This is a genomic window from Paraburkholderia unamae, assembly GCF_003096875.1.
Classification (GTDB): domain Bacteria; phylum Pseudomonadota; class Gammaproteobacteria; order Burkholderiales; family Burkholderiaceae; genus Paraburkholderia; species Paraburkholderia unamae.
The window spans coordinates 310,347-333,206 of sequence record NZ_QEOB01000010.1 but is presented as its reverse complement, the minus strand read 5'-3'; the positions used below and the strand labels follow the sequence as shown (position 1 = coordinate 333,206).

23 protein-coding genes are annotated in these 22,860 nt (G+C 62.9%); 20 read left to right on the top strand and 3 right to left on the bottom strand.

The genetic code is table 11. The annotated features are described in order from the left end of the window. Positions 1-176 precede the first annotated feature (176 nt). Positions 177-629: a winged helix-turn-helix transcriptional regulator gene (locus C7402_RS22395; protein WP_116612155.1), complete on the bottom strand. Its 453-nt coding sequence runs from the start codon at positions 627-629 to the stop codon at positions 177-179. 160 nt (positions 630-789) lie between these two features. Here C7402_RS22395 and C7402_RS22390 point away from each other — a divergent pair, with 160 nt between their 5' ends. From C7402_RS22390 to C7402_RS22325, 13 genes are all read left to right on the top strand, one after another. Next, the gene (locus C7402_RS22390) at positions 790-1,410 is read left to right on the top strand and encodes an NADPH-dependent F420 reductase (RefSeq protein WP_116612154.1); all 621 of its coding nucleotides are present in this window, start codon (positions 790-792) and stop codon (positions 1,408-1,410) included. Between the two features lie 295 nt (positions 1,411-1,705). Further along, a complete protein-coding gene (locus C7402_RS22385; protein WP_308012504.1) occupies positions 1,706-2,296 on the top strand; it encodes a carboxymuconolactone decarboxylase family protein in 591 nt (196 codons plus the stop codon). 981 nt (positions 2,297-3,277) lie between these two features. Further along, positions 3,278-4,609 carry a DUF3300 domain-containing protein gene (locus C7402_RS22375; protein WP_116612151.1) on the top strand — a complete coding sequence of 444 codons (1,332 nt, stop codon included), beginning with the start codon at positions 3,278-3,280 and terminating at the stop codon, positions 4,607-4,609. Positions 4,610-4,619: 10 nt separating this feature from the next. Then, positions 4,620-5,549: a DUF2950 domain-containing protein gene (locus tag C7402_RS22370; protein WP_116612150.1), complete on the top strand. Its 930-nt coding sequence runs from the start codon at positions 4,620-4,622 to the stop codon at positions 5,547-5,549. A 318-nt stretch (positions 5,550-5,867) separates the two neighbouring features. Further along, a complete protein-coding gene (locus C7402_RS22365; protein ID WP_116612149.1) occupies positions 5,868-6,932 on the top strand; it encodes a PD-(D/E)XK nuclease family protein in 1,065 nt (354 codons plus the stop codon). A gap of 717 nt (positions 6,933-7,649) precedes the next feature. Beyond that, positions 7,650-7,952, top strand: a complete 303-nt coding sequence (locus tag C7402_RS22360; protein ID WP_112171833.1) for a DUF4148 domain-containing protein — start codon at positions 7,650-7,652, stop codon at positions 7,950-7,952. Positions 7,953-8,489: 537 nt separating this feature from the next. Next, entirely contained in the window at positions 8,490-9,365 is an 876-nt protein-coding gene (locus C7402_RS22355) for a helix-turn-helix domain-containing protein (RefSeq protein WP_112171587.1), read from the top strand. Between the two features lie 87 nt (positions 9,366-9,452). Continuing rightward, positions 9,453-10,352 carry a PhzF family phenazine biosynthesis protein gene (locus C7402_RS22350; RefSeq protein ID WP_116612148.1) on the top strand — a complete coding sequence of 300 codons (900 nt, stop codon included), beginning with the start codon at positions 9,453-9,455 and terminating at the stop codon, positions 10,350-10,352. Then, complete coding sequence (locus tag C7402_RS22345) at positions 10,349-10,834, top strand: RidA family protein (RefSeq protein ID WP_208948971.1); 486 nt, start codon at positions 10,349-10,351, stop codon at positions 10,832-10,834. The genes C7402_RS22350 and C7402_RS22345 overlap by 4 nt, the downstream gene beginning before the upstream one ends. A gap of 76 nt (positions 10,835-10,910) precedes the next feature. Further along, positions 10,911-11,663 carry a transporter substrate-binding domain-containing protein gene (locus tag C7402_RS22340; protein ID WP_224041301.1) on the top strand — a complete coding sequence of 251 codons (753 nt, stop codon included), beginning with the start codon at positions 10,911-10,913 and terminating at the stop codon, positions 11,661-11,663. Next, the gene (gene glnP, locus C7402_RS22335) at positions 11,660-12,316 is read left to right on the top strand and encodes a glutamine ABC transporter permease GlnP (RefSeq protein ID WP_116612147.1); all 657 of its coding nucleotides are present in this window, start codon (positions 11,660-11,662) and stop codon (positions 12,314-12,316) included. Before C7402_RS22340 ends, glnP begins: the two co-directional genes overlap by 4 nt. Further along, a complete protein-coding gene (glnQ, locus tag C7402_RS22330; RefSeq protein ID WP_112171590.1) occupies positions 12,313-13,041 on the top strand; it encodes a glutamine ABC transporter ATP-binding protein GlnQ in 729 nt (242 codons plus the stop codon). Before glnP ends, glnQ begins: the two co-directional genes overlap by 4 nt. Positions 13,042-13,086: 45 nt before the next feature. Further along, entirely contained in the window at positions 13,087-14,271 is a 1,185-nt protein-coding gene (locus tag C7402_RS22325) for a serine hydrolase domain-containing protein (protein ID WP_116612146.1), read from the top strand. 33 nt (positions 14,272-14,304) lie between these two features. Here C7402_RS22325 and C7402_RS22320 read toward each other — a convergent pair whose 3' ends face one another. Next, positions 14,305-14,784 (bottom strand): Lrp/AsnC family transcriptional regulator, encoded by a 480-nt coding sequence (locus C7402_RS22320; RefSeq protein WP_116612145.1) that lies wholly within the window; start codon positions 14,782-14,784, stop codon positions 14,305-14,307. 159 nt (positions 14,785-14,943) lie between these two features. On the opposite strand from C7402_RS22320, the gene C7402_RS22315 reads away from it, so the two are divergent. The 7 genes from C7402_RS22315 to C7402_RS22285 all read left to right on the top strand — a co-directional run bounded on the left by C7402_RS22315 (position 14,944) and on the right by C7402_RS22285 (position 22,156). Beyond that, positions 14,944-16,092: a branched-chain amino acid ABC transporter substrate-binding protein gene (locus tag C7402_RS22315; RefSeq protein ID WP_116612144.1), complete on the top strand. Its 1,149-nt coding sequence runs from the start codon at positions 14,944-14,946 to the stop codon at positions 16,090-16,092. Continuing rightward, the gene (locus C7402_RS47755) at positions 16,089-16,649 is read left to right on the top strand and encodes a peptide deformylase (protein WP_116612143.1); all 561 of its coding nucleotides are present in this window, start codon (positions 16,089-16,091) and stop codon (positions 16,647-16,649) included. The genes C7402_RS22315 and C7402_RS47755 overlap by 4 nt, the downstream gene beginning before the upstream one ends. Further along, a complete protein-coding gene (locus C7402_RS47750; RefSeq protein ID WP_116612142.1) occupies positions 16,646-17,590 on the top strand; it encodes an aminotransferase class IV in 945 nt (314 codons plus the stop codon). Before C7402_RS47755 ends, C7402_RS47750 begins: the two co-directional genes overlap by 4 nt. Positions 17,591-17,872: 282 nt before the next feature. Continuing rightward, positions 17,873-18,526: a gluconate 2-dehydrogenase subunit 3 family protein gene (locus C7402_RS22300; RefSeq protein ID WP_244314903.1), complete on the top strand. Its 654-nt coding sequence runs from the start codon at positions 17,873-17,875 to the stop codon at positions 18,524-18,526. A gap of 52 nt (positions 18,527-18,578) precedes the next feature. Continuing rightward, positions 18,579-20,348, top strand: coding sequence for a GMC family oxidoreductase (locus tag C7402_RS22295; protein ID WP_116612140.1), 1,770 nt, complete (start codon positions 18,579-18,581; stop codon positions 20,346-20,348). A 5-nt stretch (positions 20,349-20,353) separates the two neighbouring features. After that, positions 20,354-21,670: a cytochrome c gene (locus C7402_RS22290; RefSeq protein WP_116612139.1), complete on the top strand. Its 1,317-nt coding sequence runs from the start codon at positions 20,354-20,356 to the stop codon at positions 21,668-21,670. Positions 21,671-21,946: 276 nt separating this feature from the next. Then, positions 21,947-22,156 (top strand): hypothetical protein, encoded by a 210-nt coding sequence (locus C7402_RS22285; protein ID WP_372460408.1) that lies wholly within the window; start codon positions 21,947-21,949, stop codon positions 22,154-22,156. A 136-nt stretch (positions 22,157-22,292) separates the two neighbouring features. Here the strand turns inward: C7402_RS22285 and C7402_RS22280 are convergent, their stop codons facing one another. After that, a complete protein-coding gene (locus C7402_RS22280; protein WP_116612138.1) occupies positions 22,293-22,835 on the bottom strand; it encodes a hypothetical protein in 543 nt (180 codons plus the stop codon). Positions 22,836-22,860: the final 25 nt, after the last annotated feature.

Sequence of the window (22,860 nt, the reverse complement as noted above, 5' to 3'; positions counted from 1 at the left end):
GAACGCCGAGCCTGAACGTGATTGTTGCGATCCCTGCCGATGTGAACAAGACAAGCAGCGATACCGGTATTCGAGGTACTCGGCAGACGTCGACGATCATTCGACCCACCCTGTAGCGGCCGCTTCCAGCGGTACAACAGCCGCTAGGCCACGACTGGGCGCAGTTGCTGCCTTTCTTACTGCTCGCCCTCAGGAAAAAAACACCCGCCCTTGCGGACCAACGATTTCATCTCTTCGGTCACCTCCAGGGGGCTTCGATTCAATCGAGCAGCGAACTCCTTGTGTTGTCGCATGTACGACTTCGAATCGTGCTTCGTGCTCCAAAGAACGATGTTGAGCAGGATGGGGATGAGATCCAGACCCTTCTCGGTCAGCGTATAGAAGTCCTTACGTTTGTCGTCGGGGTTAGGCGCCCTCGCGAGAATGCCTTGCGTCTCAAGAAAGGCAAGTCGGGAAGCCAGGACATTGGTCGCGATTCCTTCTTCCGATTTCAGGAATTCCCCGTACGTTTTCTTGCCCGTGAAAACGATGTCGCGGACGATCAGCAGCGACCACCTGTCGCCGAAGATCTCCACGCCGTAGTTCACTGCGCAATGGGACCGAACGCCTTCTTTGTCTGTCGTTCTCATGACTGGATCCTAACATCACTTGCATGTTAAAAGTAAATTTTCGTAGATAGCTTGTGTTTCGCAAGTGATATGGCTAGCATGACCCATAAGTTGAGCGCAGTGGTGGGATCGAGTTACTACCCCACGAACAATTCACCCCATGTCGGCAAGGAGCCTCGGAATGAAAATTGGTTTTATCGGCGCTGGGCCTGTCGCACAGACGATTTCCAGACACGTTCTGTCGGTTGGTCACCAGGTTGTACTTAGTAACTCGCGTGGGCCTGAGTCGCTTGCCGGGCTGGTGGCGGAATTGGGTTTCGGTGCCGCCGCCGGCACAGTGCAGGAGGCGGCCGGGCAGGATCTTGTCGTGCTTGCCACCAAATGGTGGAACGTGCAGGCAGCGTTGTTTTCAGTCGGCAACTGGAAGGGCCGGATCCTGGTGGATACGACCAACCGCGTTGCCAGCATTGAGCCTTTGACGCTAGGCGACACCGCCGGTCGCACGTCGAGCGAAATCGTCGCCGATCTCGCGCCGGGAGCGAAGGTCGTCAAGGCGTTCAACACGGTTCCGATGTCCTGGATCTCGGACTTTTCGCCATTGAAGCGCAAGACCGCATTCTTCGTATCCGGGGACGATGCGGACGCTAAAAAGCGGGTGTGCGACCTGATCGAAGAGATCGGTTTCTACAGCCTCGATCTCGGCCCCCTTGCGGTTGGTGGCAGGCTCCAGCAAACCGGCGGACCTCTCGTGGGCGTCAATCTTACGTTCAATGAACGGTTCGTCTTGCCTACGATTGACTGACCGATTGGGGCAACGCGACAGCCCGCGTTGACCTCGATGAACGGCGTGTATTTGCCGACTGCTGCCTGCTGCTTGCTACCTGATACGGTGGGCGGAAGCCGGGCCTCAACCGTCACTCGACCCAGTGACGCTTTGATGGCAGCTACCTGGGGACGATTCAACGGTCACTTGTGCCGATGAGACCGAAGCGCGACATAGCGCAATGCTCGACGTGACCCGTAGAAGAAGTGAGTTCGGTTATTACCTGCCATGTAATTGGCGGGACTCGCGCGCCTGACTAATCTGTGCGTGTCGCATGAACGTTGTCAGCGATAACTTCGACCCTCAAGGAAATATCATGGCTAACTTTCCCCTCTATACGCTCGAATCTGCACCCGAACAATCGAAGCCCGCGCTGAAAGGCCTGGCGGAAATCTTCGGCATGGTGCCTAACATGCCCGCCCAGATGGCGGGCTCGCCGAGACTGATCTCTGCGCTGGTTGCCGTATTCAATCAGGCGCACGGCGGCAACTTCAACGAAGAGCAGATGCAGGTGCTGCTGCTCACGAATGCGGTGACGAACAGTTCCGCCTGGCCAGTCGCATTCCACTCGTACCTCGGGATTAAGGAAGGCCTGAGCGAGGCGGACGTGCAGGCGATCCGCGAACGCCGCTACCCGAAGGACCCCAAGCATGCCGCACTGTCGCGCCTGGCACGCACGCTGATTGAAAAGCGCGGCCGTATCGACGACCACGACATCGCCGCGTTCACCGAGGCGGGTTTCGATCAGGCGCGGGTGCTCGATGTGGTCCTCGTGGTCGCTGCCTCGACAATGACCAACTACACCGCGAGCGTCACACAGTCACCGCTTGAAGAGATCTTCCAGCCCTACGCATGGAACGCATGATGTGAGTTTGTGCGGCGGGAAATGAATTCAAACGAACCGCCGCAGAACGCATTGTTAAAGCCCTTTCCCCGTTGGGAAAGGGCTTTCTTGATTAACTGGTTCCGGGGAGGGGCTAACGCGCGTTCCCCCAATTTCGAACCCGTCGTTCCTTACAGTCGATGTCGCCAGGCTTTCCGGATTGATCGATCGATTGGAGTTTTCGTCATAGACAGGCGGACCGGCCTGCGGAACAACGGCGGCTTACCGGGCGAAGACGTCGCCTGAATGTCCGATCGTTGTTTTAGTCGAATGACGCTTCATGGCCGACCTCGGAAGTTCACGCGCAACGGATCGCGCTGACTGCGAGCTTCCGTACCCCACGCGTTGCCGACCTTGAGCGCATAACAACCGCAACGGCGGCTTTCAGGGTGCAGCAGTCACCCGGTAGGAGCGCACCATGGCCCGCTCAAGGCATTCGTCCCCCCGGCATTCAGAGTCCGGAGGTCCGCGCGGTCGCGCACGCATGTTCGCGATCGTGCAGCCTGCTCGGGTCAATGAACGCCCAGCGCCTGGACGCCCTCAGCCTTCGAGATGCCAGGACTCATCAAAGCGGCAGCCTGGAAACCAGACGTAACAAGCCTGTCGGACCAAGGTCTCATTGACCCGCCCGAAGTTCAGCTGTCTTATGGTTTGGGGAGGGTTCGCGTGTCCGGAGCCGGATCTGCGCAAGCAGGACCTCCAGGCGACGCTCTTGCTAGCCCCGGCCGAGCTGTCCGCTGCGGGCTCGGATACGTCCTCGCTGCCCGGCGGATCCGTTTCGGCTTCTGGCAGGTATGACTTCGCGAAATTCGAGCAGGCTGCCATGGTGTTGTTTTCGTTTTGCTGATGTTCCTGTCGACGCCCAAACCATCCGGGCAGCGAACCACGCAACGCAGGGGACGTTTCTGTGACTGCCAGGAAAGTCTCCTGGTCCGCGCCAACAAGCCGCTGGAAGGAGTGGCCATGAACAACTGGAAAGCCCTGGGGGTGAACTCCTTATTCTTATGGGTGGTTTTGCTGGCGACAATTTCGGCGTGTGCAGATCACGGGGCGGCGGGGCTCCCGCCATCAGGCCCCGCGCCATTGAGCACGGCGCCAGCTGCTCCCCCGGTATCAGCCGCCGCGCCATCGGCCGCTGAGCCATTGGGGCCCGCACCATTCAAACCAGAGGAGATCGATGCGCTCGTCGCGCCGATTGCGCTCTACCCGGACGCCTTGCTGGCGCAGGTGTTGATGGCGTCGACCTATCCGCTGGAGATCGTGCACGCCGCGCGTTGGGTGAAAGCGAATCCGAAGGTGAAGGGCGACGACGCCGTGAAGGCGGTACAGAACGAGCCGTGGGATACGAGTGTGAAATCGCTGGTGGCGTTCCCGCAGATACTTGAGCCGATGAATGACAAGATCGACTGGACCCAGAAGCTCGGCGACGCCTTTCTTGCCCAGCAAAAAGACGTGTTCGACGCCGTGCAGCGGTTGCGGGCGCGCGCGCAGCAATCGGGCAACCTCAAATCGAACGAACAGCAGAACGTGATCGTCGAACAGGCACCCGCTGGCGGCGGGCAGACCATCGTGAAGATCGAGCCCGCCAATCCGCAGGTGATCTATGTGCCCGCCTATGACCCGGCGGTCGTGTACGGCGGGTGGGGCTACCCGGCCTATCCACCTTACTACTGGCCTCCGTACCCGGCCTACTATCCCGGCTACTACCCCGGCGCGGGCCTCGCTTTCGGCGTCGGCCTGATCGCTGCTGGTGCGATCTTCGCGGACTGCAATTCGTGTTGGGGGGGAGACGACATCAACATCAACTCCGACCGGGCCAGGAACGTCGACCGTAACTTCGACAGTTCGAAGCTCAAGAACGGAGAGCGGGGCGGCCGCTGGCAACACGATGCGGGCCATCGTCAGGGTGTTGCCTACCGGGATAACGCAACGCGCGACAAGTTCGCCGGGGCGTCCGGGGCCGACGGGCGGTCCCAGTATCGCGGGCGCGGCGCCGAGGCAGGTAACCGCATGGCCAACTCAGACCGGGCGGGAGCGGGCAATCGTGCGTCGGTGGGAGATCGGGGCGGTGTAGCCGATCGCAGTTCCCGCGGCAATGTGAATCGGGTAAGTAGTGGTAATGGCGGGGGGTATGGCGGCGGGCGCGACGGCGCGTTTTCGGGCGTCGGGGGGAGTGGCGGCGCTTCGCAACGCAACTTCGACAGGGGAAACCGAAGCATGCAGGGGTCCGGCTTTAACCGGCCCGCTGGCGGCGGTGGCATGCGCGGCGGCGGTGGACGCGGTGGCAGGCGCTGAGGAGCGAACCATGAACGGTTATTCACGTGGTGTGCAAAGGTTGTTGACGCTGACGCTCGCGAACCTCTCTCTGGTCATGGCGTTGTGGGTCGTGACGATGTGTCCGGCGCACGCACAAAAGAGCTTCAGTTCACCGGAGGCCGCGATGAACGCCTTTGGCGACGCGGTCATCAAGGATCGGGAGGACGTCCTGCGCACGATCTTCGGCAGCGACTTTCGTAAAATGATTCCTCCGTTCGGCGCACCGGTCAGGGACACCTTCATCGCCGAGTGGGCAAAGTCCCACACCGTCGAGTCCGGGGAACCGGGACACGCGCGTGTTGTTGTGGGCGACCAGGGCTGGACGTTTCCGGTACCGCTCGTGAAGAACGATGAGGGATGGCATTTCGACACGCGGGCCGGCGCAGAAGAGATACGCTTGCGGCGCATCGGCCGCAACGAGCTGGCCGTGATCCAGGCGATGCTGGCCATCTTCGACGCGCAGCGCGAATACGCACAGACCAATCACGACGGAGTCGGCGTGCTCGCCTACGCTTCGAAGATGGTGAGCACGCCAGGCAAACACGATGGCCTGTACTGGTCAACCGGGCCCGAAGACACGCCAAGTCCCCTTGGCGCGGCGTTTGTCGATGCAAGTTCGCGCAATGCACAGAACGCCGGCTACTACGGGTACCACTTCAAGCTGCTGGAGTCCCAGGGGCCAAACGCGCCCGGTGGCGCCTATGACTATGTCGTGAAGGGCAAACTTTTTGGGGGCTTCGCTGTCATTGCCTGGCCGGTCAAGTACGGTGACACAGGCATCAAGACGTTCATGGTGAGCCATTCCGGCCAGGTCTATGAACGCGATCTCGGGCGAGACAGCGCAGCGAAAGCGCAAACCACGAAGTGGTTCGATCCGGGGCCGGGGTGGAGCAAGGTTCCCGATCGTGATAGCGAGTGAGGCGTACGACGGTACGCGGATCATCGGCCCCGAAAAACTGCCGGAAAACCTTGGCATGGCCGACGATCGAGGGCTAGGTGCGGTGGCGAGTAGCATCGGTCCGCCCGCATTTGCGCTAGTGGCCACAACGCATTTCACGACTCGGGGCGACGATCGCCTCGGGGCGTGTTGCTTCCTTCAAAAGGCAAAATCCGCCCCACAAGGGACAGTCACGTTGCCTATAAGCGGACACTGGTTGCGCAGTTCGAATCGTCCGACGCGTCAACATCGGCTTCAATTGAGATAGCATATTAAGTGTTACCAAAGCGTTGAGCCCGTATGCAGCCGAATCTTTTTGACTTCGCACCTTCGGAACTGTCGCAAGATGCTTTTCTAAGCTGGGTTCTGGCCCACGCGGACCCGAAGCTGGGCAATGGTCGTCCGGAAATTCAGGCGCTTGGGCGCGCGTTCCTCACGGCCATATTTGCGAAGGACAACGCTGCGCCGCTGCCGGCGGAAATTCAAAGCGTTAAGGTGCAACGCCAGGTCGAGAATATTGACATCCTCGTCGAAGTCAACGAGAGCATCGCGATTGTTCTAGAAGACAAGGTCGGCACCACTGAGCACTCCGACCAACTCGCAAGGTACAAGAAGGTTGTCTCGAAGCTAGGCTATGGCGAGGAAGGCAAGCGGAATGTCCTGATCTATCTTCAAACCGGCAACCAGAGCACGTACAAGCAGGTCCAGGACGCCGGGTATCATGTGTTTAGCCGGCTCGACCTGCTCGCGCTACTGGATGGGCCAGTTGGCACCCTTGCACAGGATCGAAGCGACATCGTGCTGGATTTCACGCGACGCCTTCGACGCATCGAGACAGAGGTTCAAAGCTATCGGGAACGCGTCTACAAAGGCTGGTCGGCCAACGCGCGGATGGGCTTCTTCATAGCACTGCAACAGGGGTTTCCTTCGGCGCGGTGGCGCTACGTCGCGAACAGGGGCGGCGGCCTATACGCATTCTTCTGGGGCGGCAAGAAAGCGGAAGACGATGCCCGACTCTATTTGCAGGTCGAAGCGTCGACGACCCTCGGCCTTTGTTTCAAACTCGACACCACACGCAAGGGCGATCTCAAAGCCTTGCGAATGAAATGGCATAAGGCCGTCCTCGCATCCGCAACTTTGCTCGGACTAGAGGCCGCCCGTCCTCCAAAGTTCGGAAACGGCAAAACAATGACGGTCGCCACGTTCCGCGACTTCCCTATTGGCGACGCGGAAGGGCGAGTCGACGTGCCAGCGACATGCGATCTGATGCGCAGAGCAGAGAAGGTGCTAGAAGCGTGCCTGGCAAACACTGTTCGTCCGCGTGAGACAACAGAGCTTCCCCTGCCGGCGGCAACCGAGGACTAGCCAAAGTGGGCCATGATTCTGGTCAGGTGTCTTGCTCACGGGTTTTCTAGTCGCTTGAACAACTCCTTGTGTTGAGAGTAGATGGCGGCAAATCGCGACCGATAGTCATCTTCCGCACATCCCTTCGTCCAGGCTGCGGTCTTGCGGGCCGCACGCCACTGTGCTTGTCGTCGCTGAGCAAGCCTTATCCGTACACGTTGCTTCATGACTCGTGCGAGGTAGTGAGGATCTGCTCGAACGCCTGTTCGCGCTAATCGATTGTCCGAGATTCGCCGCCTGGTGTCGAATGACCGTTTCTGGCCGACCTCCGCCCGGCGCGGCCTCCCGCAACCGACCCTGATCCGTCGCTGAGTTCCTCATGACCACAGCGTCCGCGCCTGGACCCTTAGGGGCATCCGTTCACGCCCGTGCGCCCTGGCTGATTCGGTTCGCAGTGCAGTGGATCGAAGGTCAACAGGGCAGAACCGCTCACGGAATAAGGTAATCCCCGAGCCTCTTTTAGGACGCTTGCCTTATTCATGTGCATTGGGTCAGCGAATACAGTCATGATTGCTGGCTTGCCGCATTGCAGTTGCGGCCACGCGGGACGTCTGAGTTTTGGCCCTCGCGGTCACTCGACGGGCGGAGCGAGCGTATCTGTACGCACGTGCGCATCGCCAGATATCCCCATTCGATGAATGAACAACCGGAGTGGTTAACCACAGGAGGTGGACCATCATGAAGACGTTAGTCCACACAGTTTGCGCGGTCGCCGTCATCGCTGTACCCATTGCGTCGTTGGCGCAGTCGGAGGGGGCGCTCACACGCGCGCAAGTGCAGGCAGAGATTGCTCAGCTACAGCAAGCCGGCTTCAATCCTGCCAATGCGAATACCGTCGACTTTCCTTCCAATATGCAGGCCGCCGACCCCAGGGCCGCCGACCAGGGCAGCGGCTACGGGCCTGCGACCAGCGGTTCGTCGCAGATGGGCCGTCCGGCCGGCACGAGCGGGATGAGGCCGGTGTTCTTTGGCGGGTCATAAGCGCTTTCGTCTGACCAGGCCGGGCGATGGAGAACATGCCGTCTCTGCAAGGGACGGCATGGTGGGGCGTGCCATGCGCGGCGTGCCGAGTGGTTTGGGCTGCCGCCTGACCGCCCCAAACCGTCATGGCGACTTCGCCTTGCGGCCGGGCAATCTTTCCGCGCGGAGGATGAGGGTCGACCGGTAATCGGTGACCGAGCCCCGCCGAGGAAAATCACCCACCTCGTTAAGTTCCGCTACGCGGTCGGCCGCAGCCGCCCCGCGGCCCCCGCTCAAACCCCGCCGCTCCGAGGCCGGGTCTCCGGGCGAACCTGTCGCTACAAAGTCAGGGCAGGGGCCAGACCAATTGCCAAAGGTCACCAGCCCATCACGGCGCGCAATACCCGCCTCCCTTCCCATCGCAACACGGAACTGCCCGCCGGACGGTATTTTGTGCTGCTATCCTGTCCGATCCCTCGCGACTCCACGCCCTGCAAGGCGCTTCAATCGCGAGCCGGTCACGCTATGACTTTTTACTGAATCGCATGGAGTATCGCGATGCTGCGAACGTTCACCCAACTCTGTCAGCCTGCCAACAAGGCGCAGCTCGTGGCTGCCGACGAAGGCCATGCGACGATCACCGGCAGCGGCACCTACGCCATGCCATGGCACTGGCACGACTGCCTGATGTTCATCCTGCCTGGGCACGGCACCGTCGAACTTTGCCACGAAGACCGGCGCGCGGGCACCTGGCTCTCGCAGGATCGCTTTGCCGTGGTCCCTTCAGACCGGGCTCATCAGACGCGCGCCGGATGCGCGACGCACTCGCACGTAGCGGTTTATGTCACGGCCGAGGCGCTGCACAAGCTCGATACCGGCGTCGGCTCGCTCAGCGAATTCCGCCGCCGCACCCGCACGCCGATCCTCGTGCATAGAACCGCCGCGATTCGCGCGCTACAGGAGCTTTCGCAGCGCAGCGACATGGGTGCCTACGGCAGCGCGGCAACCCGCCAGGCATTGTCGTCGGCACTGTTGATGCAGTGCATCGGCGAGGTCATCGCCGGAAAGACGGAGCTCGGGACCTCGCCGCGCGAGCACGGCATGGCGGTGGTGGCCGACATCGAGGCCTTCGTGGCCCACCACGCCGACCAGGAGATTCCCCTGGATCTGCTGGAAGCGCGTTTCGGCGTTTCCCGGCGTCACATCACGCGTCTGTTCCGCGAGCGCACGGGACTCTCGATCGGCGAGTTCCAGCAGCGCGCGCGTTACGACAACGCCTGCCGCCTGCTTGCCGAAACGGATCTGCCGATCGGCGAGGTGGCGTTCCGCGTCGGTTTCGAAAGCGGCGCGGCCCTCGCGCGCGCGATGCGGCGCGTTGGCGGCCAGTCGCCTTCCGGTCTGCGCGCGAAGATGGCCCGTTCGGTCAACACGTAGGGCCCGTTCGGACGCGCGCCGCGGCGCCGTCCCCCGTAATCTGACCGGACAGAAACACATCCCCCGGTCAGCGGGGTTCACGCCGCCATGTCTTTGCGCCATCAAGTCGAACTCGTCAGCGTGTTTGCCGCCGGTCCCGGCGGCGGCAACCCGGCGCCCATCGTAATCGATGCCGCCGGTATGTCTGACGCGGACATGCAGGCCGTCGCGCAGCGCTACGGTCACGAAAGCGGCTTCGTGCTGCCCACCGCGCCCGGCTCCCACTGCGACTACGAATTCCGCTTCTGGGTGCCGAACCACGAGATGTCGATGTGCGGCCACGCCACCGTCGGCGCCGTCTGGCTACTCCATCAAAACGGACGGCTCCACCGCGATCGGCTGACCATTCAGACGCGCAGCGGCCAGGTCGCGGCCCGCATCACCGGACACACGAATCAGGGCGCGGCCGTCGAGATTTCCCAACCGGTGGGCCGCGTCGAAGCGCTTCCGCAGCCGCAACTGAGCCAGGACGAGATCCTCGACGCGCTCGGCATCGGCCGCGCCCAACTCGCGCCTTTGCCGATCCAGAACGCCTGCACCAGCCGGGTCAAGACGCTGGTGCCGCTCAGCAGTCCCGCCGTTCTCGACGCCCTTGAGCCGCGCTTCGACAAAATCGAAGCCTTGTGCGAGCGAATCGGCTCAACCGGTCTCTATCCCTACGCGACCTTCGATGCCGCCCGGCAGATCTTCGATGCCCGGCAGTTCCCGCGCGCGTCCGGCTATCCGGAAGATGCGGCGACCGGCATCGCGGCCTCCGCGCTGTCCTTCGGCCTGCTCGCCAATGGCATGGTGGAAGCGTCTACGCGAACCATCACGGTCCGGCAGGGACGCGCGATGAAGCGCCCGTCGCAAATCTCGGTGCGATTCAGTGTCGAGTCCGGCCGCGTGGACGGTTGCTGGCTCGGCGGACCGGTTGGCTTTGAAACGCGCATCGGAGCTTCGTCATGACGATTCGCATTGCAGACCGGCTCGCGCAACTCGGCATGACGCTTCCGCCCCCGCCGTCGCCGCGCGGCGCCTACGTGAGCGTGGTGATCCATCACGACATCGCTTACGTGAGCGGCCAGGTCAGCCGCGTCGGCGAACAGGTCATCGCCGGGCCTGTCGATCACGCGACGCCCCCTGACGTTATCCGCCATGCGGCGCGCACTTGTGTGCTGCGCGCGTTGAGCGTGCTCGCGGCCGCGCTGCCCGCCACGACGACGGTTGAACGCATCCTCTTCCTGCGAGGTTTCGTCAACGCCGTGCCCGGCTTCGCGAACCACGGCCAGGTGATGGATGAAGCGTCGCTCCTGCTGCACGAAATCTTCGGGGATCAAGGCCTGCATGCGCGGTCGGCAGTCGGCGTCGCCGGTCTGCCGGGCGGCGGCCTGCTCGAAATCGAGCTTACCGCCTCACTCACGCGCGGGCCCGATCCGCGCGCCGCGTAGCGCAGTGCCACAACAAGACGCCGGATGGCCCCGCAAGCGGCATTTCCGGCGCGATTCACTCAACGTGGAGGAAACCATGAATCGACGTCAATTGCTGCAACTGGGCCTCGCCGTCGGCCCCGCTATCGTGTTGTCCCGTTCCGTGCGGGCGGCCGATGCCGAACTGGTGGTCGGGTCCAACGTGGGCGCGCCGCCGTTCGCGTTCAAACAGGGCGACACGTATTCCGGCTTCGACGTCGAGGTCTGGAGCGAAGTCGCGAAGGGATTGAATCGCAAGTGGCGCTTGCAACCGATGGAATTCGGCGCGCTGATTCCGGCGCTTCAGACCCACAATCTCGACGTGATCGTCTCGCAGCTGTTCATCAAGCCGGAGCGGCAGCAGGTGATCGACTTTTCCACGCCGTACTACAAAAGCGGTCTGATCGCGGTCACCCGCATCGACAACACCAGCATCCGCACGCCGGCCGATCTTGCCGGCAAGCACATCGGCACCGAGACGGGCACGGTTGCGGTCAACTACATCAAGGAGCACATCAAGGACGCCACGCTGGAGCAGTTGCCCAGCATCAATAACGCACTGCTCGCGCTGGAAGCGGGCCGCACGGACGTCGTCGTCTACGACAAGCCGCAACTGCTCTATTACGCGAACACCGCCGGGAAGAACAAGGTCAGGGTGATCCTGCCCGCGCTGGAAGGTCTCGACGTCGGCATGGGTTTCCAGAAAGGCAGTCCGCTCGTCGCGGCGGCTAACGTGCAACTCGCGGCCATGAGGGCGGACGGCCGGCTCGCGGCACTCAACCGGAAGTGGTTCGGCGAGGCGTCGTCATGAGCTTCGACTGGGCGGCGCTCATTGCTGCATTGCCGGACCTGCTGCAAGGGCTTCGGCTGACCCTGCTGATCGCGCTGAGCGGGCTGGCGGGCGGCGTCGCGCTCGGTGTCATCGCGGGCGTGACGCTAACCTACGGCAGCCGGGCCGCGGCGTTTCCGGCCCAGATGTATGTCGCCCTGATTCGCGGCACGCCTATCGTGGTTCAGGTGATGTTCGTCTACTTCGCACTGCCGATCATGATGGACATACGCATCAGCGCGACCAGCGCCGCCATTATCACGTTGGTCGTCAATTCCGGCGCCTATAACGCGGAGATTATCCGCGGTGCGCTCGACGGCGTGCCGGGTGGACTGCGCGAGGCGGGCATGGCGATGGGGCTACCGTTTCACAGCACGCTGGCGCATGTCATTGCCCCCATCGCGTTCAGACGCGCGCTGCCGGCGATGGGGAACCAGTTCGTCAATCTGGTCAAGGACACCTCGATCTTTCTTGTGATCGGTGTGGGCGAGCTGACTCGCAGAGGTCAGGAAATCATGGCCGAAAATTTCAGGGCGGTGGAAATCTGGACGGCGGTCGCGATCATCTACCTGCTCGTCATCAGTCTGCTCGCGCTGGGCCTGCGCGTGCTCGAACGAAGGGTGCGTCTGCCATGAGCATGATCGAATTTCAGCAAGTCTCGAAGCGTTACGGCGAGCACGTCGTTTTGCATCCGCTCGACCTCACGATCGAACGTGGCGAGGTCGCCGTCATCGTCGGCCCGTCGGGCTCCGGCAAATCGACGCTGCTGCGCTGCATCAACGGGCTCGAAACCATCAGTTCCGGCGATCTGCGCGTCGACGACATCAGCGTACTGGGCTCGGCCCGCGACATCCGGCGAATCCGGCTGGAAGCCGGCATGGTGTTCCAGCAGTTCAATCTGTTTCCGAATTTGACGGCGATACAGAATGTCATGTTCGGACCGATTCGCGCGCGCGGCCAAACGAAAGCCGAAGCCCGCGAGATTGCCGGCGCGCTTTTGCAGAAGGTTGGGCTTTCCGAGCGCATGAATCACTATCCGTCGCAACTGTCGGGCGGCCAGCAGCAACGTGTGGCCATTGCGCGTGCGCTCGCCGTGCAGCCCAAGCTCATGCTCTTCGACGAACCGACTTCGGCGCTCGACCCCGAATTGCGCCAGGAGGTTCTCAAGGTCATGCAGACGCTTGCCGGCGAGGGCATGACGATGGTCGTGGTGACGCACGAAATGGGCTTTGCGCAGCGCGTGGGTTCACGCCTGCTCTTTATGGAAGCCGGCCGGGTCGTGCACGACGGCAAGCCCGTCGAGATGCTGTCCGCGCCGCCCGGAGAGCGCTTTTGCGAGTTCCTTCAGCATGTTCATTGATGTCCGCGCAATTCGCGCTGTGTGCCCTTGGAGTCCGCCGTCAAGATGAACCCGTCACGATTTGAAAACGATTACGGCTTTCGCCGCGACAGTGTCCGGCATGAGAACTGGCGCGAAGCGCCGTGGAATGTCTGGGCCTTTCGCCATGTGCACGAAATCATTCCGACCGCGCGGATCGCCGCCACGCAGGGGCTCGTAGAAGAACCGCTGGCCGGTGCCGACGCGCTGACCGAGCACCGGGTCGTGGTCGATGGCGAACATCGCACGGTCGGGCAGATCCTGCGGCAGACCTCGACCGATGCCATCGCCGTGATGCGAGCGGGGCGCTTCGTCGCCGACTATCATGCACCGCACTTCACGCTGCAAACCCGCCACATCCTGTTCTCGGCCAGCAAATCAGTCGCCGGTCTTCTCGCGGGCATGCTGGTCGGCGACGGCCTTCTGGACACCGAAGCACCCGTGGCGCAGTACGTGCCCGAGCTCGCTCGTTCGGCCTTCGGCGATGCGCGCGTGAGGCATGTGCTGGATATGCGAACCAGTCTCGCGTTCAACGAGGATTATCTCGATCCACATGGTCTCTATGCACGCTATCGGCGCGCCGGCCTGCTGGACCCGCGCCGCGAAGGCGAAGCCCCGGAGACGGTGATCGATCTGCTGGCCGCGCTGCCCAAAGGCGCGGGCGAGCACGGCGGCCCGTTTCATTACTGCTCGCCCAACTCGGACGTGCTCGGCCTCGTGATCGAGCGCGCCTCGGGCCAGCGCTATGCCGACTTCGCGGCCGAGCGCCTGTGGCAACCGTTAGGACTACGGCACGACGGTTGCATCACGGTGGATATTGCCGGCACGGCGCGCTCCGGCGGCGGCTTGTGCATGACCGTGCGCGATCTGGCCAGGATCGGCGAACTGGTGCGTCTGGGCGGCATCGTCAACGGACGCCGGCTGATCCCGCAGAGCTGGATGACCGATACGCTCACGGGCGGCAGCGCGCAGGCGTGGCGCGAAGGCAACTTCTCTGGCTGGCTGCCGAACGGCAAGTACCGCAACAAGTGGTATCAGGTTGGCAATCGGAGCGGCGCGTGCTTCGCGATCGGCATTCATGGCCAGTGGCTCTATGTCGATCCGCTGCGCGAGACCGTCATCGCCAAATTCTCGTCGCAACCTCAACCCACCCATGACGCGGTCAAACTGCTGAATCTCGCGCTGTTCGAAGCGATTGCGACGATGGCCTGAGGGGGCGCGTTGCCCTTCATCCGTGCGTCGGCTTTACACGTCGAGCGCGAGGCTCATGCCTGTCTTCACGCGCGACATCACCACCATCGTCTCGAAGTGCCGGATGTTCTGGTTCTGCCGGAACACACGCGTGGCGAACTCGTCGTAGTGGTCGATGTCGCGCATGGCCACGAGCAGCACGAAGTCGGCGCGGCCCGTCACCACATAGCATTGCATCACCTCGGGCAGGTCCGTCAGGAAGCGCTTGAATTCATCGAGCAGGTCGACGCGTTCGCGCTCGACCTGCACGGGCACCATCATCATCAGCGGCAGCCCCACCTTCGACGGGTTGATCACCGCGATATCGCGCTCGATGATTTTTTCTTCGCGCAGCCGCTTCACGCGGCGCATGCAGGCGGGCGGACTGAGCCCGATCTCCGCGGCGAGCGCCTGGTTGCTGATCTGGTTGTCATGCTGGAGCAGCGACAGGATACGCAGGTCGTAGGCATCGAGCTGGGAATCGGGCGGTGTCATCAGATTTCTCCAGAGGCCGCTCTTCCGAAATAATTCGACAAAAACGCGGCCCGTTTGCTTTTTGGATTTCCCGGTAAGTGCCCAGAATTGTAGCGTCGATCGACCATTCATCAACGCTGCACTGCCGCTGGTCAGCGGCGCCACCTTACCGGAACTGACATGCAAAGACCCCCTTTCGCACTGGCCGCACTAGCGATACTGTGCGCCGCCAACTTCGGCCTGATCACCCGCGCCTGCGCCGACACGGTTGTCGTGATCGGCTACGCCGGTGCGCTTACCGGCGCGCAGGCGCACTTTGGCAAGGACAGCGAACGCGGTATCCGGCTTGCGATCGACGAGATCAACGCGACGCATCCCGCGATCGGCGGCCAGCCGGTGAGCTTCCGGCTCGACGCGCAAGACGATGCGGCCGATCCGAAGACCGCCACCACCGTCGCGCAACGCTTCGCCGATCAGCATGTGAGCGCCGTGATCGGGCATCAGAATTCCGGCACCTCGATCGCCGTCGCGCAAATCTACGCGAAGGCGGGCATTGCCGAACTGACGCCCTCGGCAACCAGTCCGCAATTCACGCATCTCGGGCTTCGCACGACCTTCCGCATGCTGGCGAACGACGATTTCCTCGGCGCGGCCGTGGCCCGCTACGCAAGCGAAAAGCTTCACGCCGGCCGGATCGCGGTGATGGACGATCGCACCGCGTATGGGCAGGGCATTGCCGACGTATTCGCACACGATGTCGGGGCGGACGGTGCGCAGGTCGTCGCGCGGGAGTACACGACCGATCAGGCCTTCGACTTCGCCGCGGCGCTAACGTTGATCAAGGGCCGGAGCCCGGACGCGATCTTCTATGGCGGAATGGACACGCAGGGCGGCCCGATGCTCAAGCAGATGCGCAAGTACGGAATCGCTGTGTCCCTGCTCGGCGGCGACGGGCTGTGCACGCAGGAGATCACACGGCTTGCGGGCGATGCCCTGAACGGCAACCTGTACTGCGCGGACGGCGGCCGCAGTCTCGCGAAGATGCCGGGCGGCCCGGCGTTCCAGAAGAAGTTTCAGGCGCGTTACGGCGAACCGGTCCAGCTCTACGCACCCTACGCGTACGACGCAATGCAGGCGATCTATCATGCGATGCTCGATCAGCAGTCGACGGCGCCGGAGCGCGTGGTCGAGGGCCTGCACAAGGTCGCATTCGACGGCGTGACCGGACGCGTGCAGTTTGACGAGCATGGCGATCTGTTGCATCCCGCCGCCACCATCTCGACGTTCAAGGGCGGCCAGAAACAGGCACTTACCGAGGTATCGCAATGAACTCGATCCTGCCGGTCGGCACCCCGTCGTTGCGCGAGCGCTCCACGCCGCTCGCCGATCAGAGCGCGGCCAGCGTGGTGGCCGACGCACGCGCCCTCACTGACGCACTGGCCGCGTTTCGCGCCGAACACGGCTTCGGCCGCGCCATCGCCGCGCCGCAGATCGGCGTGAACCGCCGTCTGATCGCGCTGGCATTGCCGGGCTGGCCGTCGGTCATCATCAACCCGGAGATCGTCTGGCACAGCGCGCAGACCATGACGGTGTGGGACGACTGCATGTGCTTTCCCGATATGCTGGTGCGTGTGCTGCGTCACGTGTCGGTTTCGGTTGCTTTCACGACGCTCGACGGCGAGCGTCAGGTTCGCGAGACACTCGGGCAGGCGGAAGCCGAACTGATCCAGCACGAGATCGATCATCTCGATGGCGTGTTGTCGTTCGACCGGGCGACGGGTGTCAACGCGATCGTGAGCCGCCAGGCGTTCGACGCCGATCCCGCGGCCTTTATCGCGACCGTCGATTTTCATCCGGGGCAAGCGGTGACGGAGGGGCAGCCATGAGCGTTCAGGACATCGGCCGTCTCGACGGCCTCGCGTATCCGCGCGGCGCGGCCTATATGAACGGGCAGTTCATCGCGCTCTCTGAAGCGCGCATCTCCGTGCTCGACTGGGGACTGCTGCATTCGGACGTGACCTATGACACCGTGCACGTGTGGAATGGCCGCTTTTTCCGGCTCGACAGTCATATCGCGCGATTCCGTCGTTCGCTCGAGAAACTGCGGCTGCGCGTCGACCTCACCGACGACGCGCTGCGCGACATCCTCGTCGAATGCGTTCGACGCTCGGGGCTGCGCAACGCCTACGTCGAAATGCTTTGCACGCGGGGCGTGTCGCCGACCTTCAGTCGCGACCCGCGCGATGCGGTCAACCAGTTCGTCGCGTTCGCCGTGCCGTATGGCTCGGTGGCGAACGAAAGGCAGCTTCGCGAAGGAATGCATCTGCACGTGATCGACGACGTGCGGCGCATCCCGCCCGCCTCGGTCGATCCGCAGATCAAGAACTATCACTGGCTCGATCTGGTCACGGCGTTGCTCAAGGGCTACGACGCCGGGGCCGAGACCGTTGTCATCAAGACGACCGACGACGCCATTGCCGAGGGCCCGGGGTTCAACGTCTTCGTGGTTAAAGGCGGCCAGCTTTTTACCCCCGAGGCGGGGGTCCTGCACGGGATTACGCGCCAGACCGTATTCGATCTCGCCGCACGGCGTGACATGGCCGTCCGTGCCGCTCGGATGTCCGAGCAGCAGTTGCGCGACGCCGACGAAATCTTCATCACGTCCACGGCAGGCGGCGTCATGCCGGTGACCCGGTTGAACGGCGCTCCGGTTGGCGACGGGCAGCCGGGGCCGGTGACGCGGGGGTTATTCGACGCGTACTGGCAAGCGCACGACGACCCGGCATGGTCACTTGCGGTGGATTACGACGATCAAGTTTGCGGTTAATGCCGCGCTGCTTGTGTATTCAAGACCCCGGATGCCTTGACAAGGGCAACCGGGCGAGAATTGCCGACTTGTCATTGATGTACGACAACTTTGTGGTATGGTCGCGATCCAAAACACTGAAACGATGACCGACGCCCCGCTGTGAAGCGGCTCTGGGGCGTCGGCAAACGGTTCAGGCCTATTTCGACCTCTCGCAATCGCTGAACAACCCGTGCCATGTTGTCTGACATTTCGACTTCAAGACGTAGATTCCTCCTTTCGGCTGTGCTGGCGCTCCCGACCATGGGCGTGTTCGTCAACACGCTGAGCGCCGCCGAAGCCGCCGAAATGGCCGCGCCGGACCTGAAGACGTATCGCCCGGCATTCTTCTCCGCCGATGAATGGGCGTTCATGCTCGCGGCCTGCGACCGGCTGATTCCCGGCGACGGGCGCGGTCCCGGCGCGCTCGAAACCAACGTGCCGGTGTTCATCGATCAGCAGATGCATGGCGATTTCGGCCACGAGATTTATCTGCAAGGACCGTTCAATACGCAGGCGCCCAAGGAACTCGGCTATCAGTTGCCCTATACGCCGCAGCAGATTTATCGGCGCGGCATCCAGTTGACGAATGCATATTGCCGCCAGAAGTATCGCAAGGGCTTCGGCGAACTCGACGCCGCCGCGCAGGACGCCGTGCTGAAAGCGCTCCAGGGCGACGACATCCCCTTTGCCGAGGGCGGCGAAAACGCGCTCAAGGCGAGCCAGTTCTTCGGCGAATTGCTCTCCGATTCAAAGAACGGGTATCTCTCCGATCCCATGTACGGCGGCAATAAAGGCATGAAGGCCTGGATTGCCATTGGATTTCCCGGAGCACGGGCGAGCTTCCTCGAATGGGTCTCGCAGCACAACGTGAAATATCCGCTCGGGCCCGTGAGCCTGAACGGTCTTCGCGCTTGAGCGCCGACCTTTCACGCAGAACAACGCGTAGTCAGAATCATCGAGGATAACCGTGGCAAAAATAACCAATGACGCAGTCGACGTCGTCGTCGTCGGACTGGGCTGGGCCGGCTCGCTCATGAGCATCGAACTGGCGCAGGCGGGCCTGAAGGTGCACGCGCTGGAACGCGGCGAGGACCGCAGCAATGCCGACTTCGCGTATCCGAAGCCGGCCGACCAGTACGCCTACGGCGTGCGCAACAAGATCATGGTGACGCCGCGCGACGGCGCGCTCACCGTGCGCCATTCGGCGCAGGACACCGCGCTGCCCACGCGCAAGTGGGGCGCTTTCGTGCCGGGCACCGGTGTGGGCGGTTCGGGCCTGCACTGGACCGGCGTGCTGATGCGCCCGACGCCGACAGACATCAAGCTCAAGAGCTACGCCGATCGCGCCTACAAGCCGGGCCAGCTCGAAGCGGGCATGCAGGTGCAGGATTTCCCGTTCACGTGGGACGAGATCGAGCCGTACTACGATTTTTTCGACAAGGTCTGCGGCCTCTCGGGCAAGACCGGCAATCTGCGCGGCAAGATCGTCGAGGGCGGAGACCCGTTCGAAGGCCCGCGCTCGAATCCCGTTCCGCTGCCGCCGCTCGAAGACACGCTGAACAATACGATGTTCGCCGACGCGGCCCGCAAGCTCGGCTATCACCCGTTCCCGAATCCGTCCGCGAACGTCTCGCGCGCGTGGACCAATCCGTACGGCAACCAGATCGCGCCGTGCAATTACTGCGGCTATTGCAGCAAGTATCCGTGCCTGAACTTCTCGAAGGCTTCACCGCAGACGGCCGTGCTCGATGCGCTTAAGCGCATGGAGAACTTCTCGTACCGCGTGAACGCGAACGTGCTGCGCGTGGACATGCACGCCGACGGCAAGACCGCGAAAGGCGTGACCTACGCCGACGCGCACGGCAACGAAGTGTTCCAGCCCGCGAAGATCGTCGTGCTGGCGGGCTTCCAGTTCGTCAACGTGCGCCTGATGCTGCTCTCGGGCATCGGCAAGCCGTATGACCCGGTGAGCGGCAAGGGCGTCGTGGGCCGTAATTACGCATTCCTGAGCAATGGCGGCGCGACGCTCTTTTTCAAGGACAAGCACTTCAATCCGTTCGCCACGGCGGGCGCGACCGGCCAGTTGTTCAACGACATCTCGCCGGGCAACTACGATGGCCCGTCGCTCGGCTTCATCGGCGGCGCGAAGATCCAGAGCGCGCAGTCGACCGGCGCGCCGATCGGCACCGCGTTGCCGCACGGCACGCCCGCGTGGGGCCGGGGGTGGAAGGAGGGCATGCAGGACTGGTACGGCCACTCGATGAAGATCAGCATCACGACGAGCTGCATGTCGTATCGCGATCATTATGTCGATCTCGATCCGACTTACAAGGACCCGTGGGGCCAGCCGCTATTGCGCATCACCTTCGACTGGAAGCAGAACGAGCTGAAGCTTCAGCAGCATCTGCGCAAGATCGTGCTCGATGTCACGAAGGAACTGAATCCGGACAGCTTCAGCGAAAGCTTCCTCGCGATGGACTCGCACTGGGACATCACCAAATACGTGTCGACGCACAACGTCGGCGGCGCGGTGATGGGCGATTCGCCGCAAACGAGCGCGCTGAACCGCTATCTGCAAAGCTGGGACGTGCACAACGTGTTCGTGCCGGGCGGCAATGCGTTTCCGCAGAACTTCCAGGCCAATCCGACCGCGACCATTGGCGCGATCACGCTGTTCGCCGCTCGCGCGATCAAGGAACAGTACCTCAAGAACCCCGGTCCTCTCGTGCAGGCATGATCGTCATGAATTTCCTCAAGACTCTCACGTCCGCGGCGCTCATGACGACCGCGGCGCTCGGCGCTTCGCTGGCCGCCGCGGCCCCACAGGCGCAGACCGGAATCGCCGCGCTGAACCCGCAGGCCGCGCTCATCAAGCAGGGCGAATATCTGGCGCGCGCGGGCGACTGCATGGCCTGTCACAGCGCGGCGGGGCGCAAACCGTATACGGGCGGACTGCCGATCGTGAGCGGTATCGGCACGATTTACTCGACCAATATCACGCCGGGTAAGCACGGGGGCATTGGCAACTACACGGAGCCGCAGTTCGCCGCCGCCGTGCGCACGGGTATCCGGGCCGACGGCTCGCATCTGTATCCGGCCATGCCTTACCCCTCGTACGCGAAGATTTCGGACGCCGATATCCACGCGCTCTACACGTACTTCATGCAGGGCGTCGCGCCGAGCGACGATCCCGCGCCCGCGACGGACCTGAGCTTCCCGTTCAACCAGCGTTGGGGCATGGCGCTGTGGAACTGGGCGTTCACCTCGGACCAGCCGTTCAAGGGCCCGGACGGCGCGAGCGAGCAGGTGCGCCGCGGCGCTTACCTGGTGGAAAGTCTCGGCCATTGCGGCAGTTGCCACACGCCGCGCGGCTTCGCGATGAACGAGAAGGCGCTCGACAGCAGTCATGCGCTGTTCCTGGCGGGCGGCAAGCTCAATGGCTGGAACGTGCCCGCGCTACGCGGCATGTCGCACTGGAGCGAGCAGGACATCGTCGATTACCTGCAAACCGGCCGCAACAGCAAGGCTGCGGTTGCAGGCGAAATGACGTCGGTCGTCTATAACAGCACGTCGCATTTGAACGATGCCGATCTCAACGCGATTGCCGCGTATCTGAAGACGTTGTCGCCGGCGGGCGCGCATGCCGGCGATGCCGCGGCGACGCCGGGCCATGCGCCAGGCGACGCGGGCACGACGGCGGCCAGGCTGACGGCGGCGCGCAATCTCACGCTCGGCGAGCGGCTGTATCTCGACAATTGCAGCGCGTGTCACTTCGTGAACGGGAAGGGCGCGCCGCGCGTGTTCCCGCATCTCGACGGTGCGACCGTCGTGAACGCATCGGACCCGGCCGGGCTCGTCAGCGTGATTCTCAACGGCGCGCAAACGCCGTCGACCGCGAAGGCGCCATCGGTTCTGCCGATGCCGGGCTTCGCAAGCCGTTTGAGCGACGATGACGTGGCCGCGCTGGCGACGTTCGTGCGCAGTGGATGGTCGAATCACGCGGGAGCGGTCGACGCCAGCCAGGTCGCGAAAGTGAGAGGCGCGACGCGCCACGAGTGATGCGCCAACGCCCCGCAATGCACGGCGTCGCGTTGCGCGAAGCCGTGCTCCAGGCGGCGGCGCTGCTGAACGAGGCGCACAATTCCTGTTGCTTGCGGGCCTGATGGCGAACCGGCCCGATAGCGCACGGACAATCGGCGCGTTATCGCAGCAAGATGTCCGTGCTACGGCGAGACTGGGCTAGTAAGGATTTGCCCGTAAAATGCGTGTTCATTGAAAATCATGGAGCGCAGGTTGGCTAGACCCAGGAAGGCAGAGAAATTGAAGGTGGTGGGAGTGCGCATCGATCCGGGCATCGAACGCAGGCTGCGGCTGCTGGCCGAAGCGACCGGCCGCAAACCGTCGTTCTTCTTGCAGCAGTTGATCGAAGGGGGGATCGGCAAACTGGAAGAGGTCTGGCTGCCCCCGGATCTGCTGGAGCAGGTGCGAGCCGGTGCGCTCCCCGATTCCGGCGTGTCCCGTGTCGAGCCGGATCTGTTCGATTGATGCGATTCGCGCTGCGGGGGCGGGTGTGCTCGAACGCGCTGAGGCGCCACGCCGCCTGACCGGCGCGGAACCGTTCCCCAAAAGTCCGGCAGGATGCCGTGTTCCTGCCGATCTATCAATCAGTATTGCGAAATATTTAGCCAGTCGACTTCACGAGTACGGGCGCTTCGGCAAGGCGCCGGTAGATATTGCGTTGCCGCACGATAGGCCACCACTCGTAGAGGAAGATTTCCATCGGCCGCCAGTTGGCGACCCAGCCGAAAATCATCAGCCCTTCGGCAACGAGCTTCGGAAACCGATAGCCGGGGAAATTTTCGACCCACGCGGCGCCGAGCAGACACACGCCGAGCACGGTCAGGCCGATTGCGAGCGAGCGACGTCCATCGCGAAAGAGCTTGCGCAAGGCGTGCTCCGCCGCGTTGGAGCGTTCCCGGAAATGGTTGGCGATCGCTTCGCCGAGCACGGCGGCGGCTTGCGATTCGGCCTCCTGCGCGGGCAGGTGGACAACGATCCGAAGGGGGCGTCGAACGGACACGCTTTCGGCGTTGTCAACGATATAGGTCTCCGCCGCCCCGGCAAGGCCTCTTTCCCTGAAAGGGTAGGGGTCGTGGTTGTCGAACAGTTGTACGACTCGATCGAGGCGTATTTCGACGGATTCGGCATCGGGAGTGGTCGACATCGCAGGGAATACCTCAAGAGTGCGT

Coding starts and splice junctions, on each gene's coding strand:
- C7402_RS22395 (WP_116612155.1), bottom strand. CDS start 629: ATGAGAACGACAGACAAAGAAGGCGTTCGGTCCCATTGCGCAGTGAAC.
- C7402_RS22390 (WP_116612154.1), top strand. CDS start 790: ATGAAAATTGGTTTTATCGGCGCTGGGCCTGTCGCACAGACGATTTCC.
- C7402_RS22385 (WP_308012504.1), top strand. CDS start 1,706: ATGAACGTTGTCAGCGATAACTTCGACCCTCAAGGAAATATCATGGCT.
- C7402_RS22375 (WP_116612151.1), top strand. CDS start 3,278: ATGAACAACTGGAAAGCCCTGGGGGTGAACTCCTTATTCTTATGGGTG.
- C7402_RS22370 (WP_116612150.1), top strand. CDS start 4,620: ATGAACGGTTATTCACGTGGTGTGCAAAGGTTGTTGACGCTGACGCTC.
- C7402_RS22365 (WP_116612149.1), top strand. CDS start 5,868: ATGCAGCCGAATCTTTTTGACTTCGCACCTTCGGAACTGTCGCAAGAT.
- C7402_RS22360 (WP_112171833.1), top strand. CDS start 7,650: ATGAAGACGTTAGTCCACACAGTTTGCGCGGTCGCCGTCATCGCTGTA.
- C7402_RS22355 (WP_112171587.1), top strand. CDS start 8,490: ATGCTGCGAACGTTCACCCAACTCTGTCAGCCTGCCAACAAGGCGCAG.
- C7402_RS22350 (WP_116612148.1), top strand. CDS start 9,453: ATGTCTTTGCGCCATCAAGTCGAACTCGTCAGCGTGTTTGCCGCCGGT.
- C7402_RS22345 (WP_208948971.1), top strand. CDS start 10,349: ATGACGATTCGCATTGCAGACCGGCTCGCGCAACTCGGCATGACGCTT.
- C7402_RS22340 (WP_224041301.1), top strand. CDS start 10,911: ATGAATCGACGTCAATTGCTGCAACTGGGCCTCGCCGTCGGCCCCGCT.
- glnP (WP_116612147.1), top strand. CDS start 11,660: ATGAGCTTCGACTGGGCGGCGCTCATTGCTGCATTGCCGGACCTGCTG.
- glnQ (WP_112171590.1), top strand. CDS start 12,313: ATGAGCATGATCGAATTTCAGCAAGTCTCGAAGCGTTACGGCGAGCAC.
- C7402_RS22325 (WP_116612146.1), top strand. CDS start 13,087: ATGAACCCGTCACGATTTGAAAACGATTACGGCTTTCGCCGCGACAGT.
- C7402_RS22320 (WP_116612145.1), bottom strand. CDS start 14,784: ATGACACCGCCCGATTCCCAGCTCGATGCCTACGACCTGCGTATCCTG.
- C7402_RS22315 (WP_116612144.1), top strand. CDS start 14,944: ATGCAAAGACCCCCTTTCGCACTGGCCGCACTAGCGATACTGTGCGCC.
- C7402_RS47755 (WP_116612143.1), top strand. CDS start 16,089: ATGAACTCGATCCTGCCGGTCGGCACCCCGTCGTTGCGCGAGCGCTCC.
- C7402_RS47750 (WP_116612142.1), top strand. CDS start 16,646: ATGAGCGTTCAGGACATCGGCCGTCTCGACGGCCTCGCGTATCCGCGC.
- C7402_RS22300 (WP_244314903.1), top strand. CDS start 17,873: ATGGGCGTGTTCGTCAACACGCTGAGCGCCGCCGAAGCCGCCGAAATG.
- C7402_RS22290 (WP_116612139.1), top strand. CDS start 20,354: ATGAATTTCCTCAAGACTCTCACGTCCGCGGCGCTCATGACGACCGCG.
- C7402_RS22280 (WP_116612138.1), bottom strand. CDS start 22,835: ATGTCGACCACTCCCGATGCCGAATCCGTCGAAATACGCCTCGATCGA.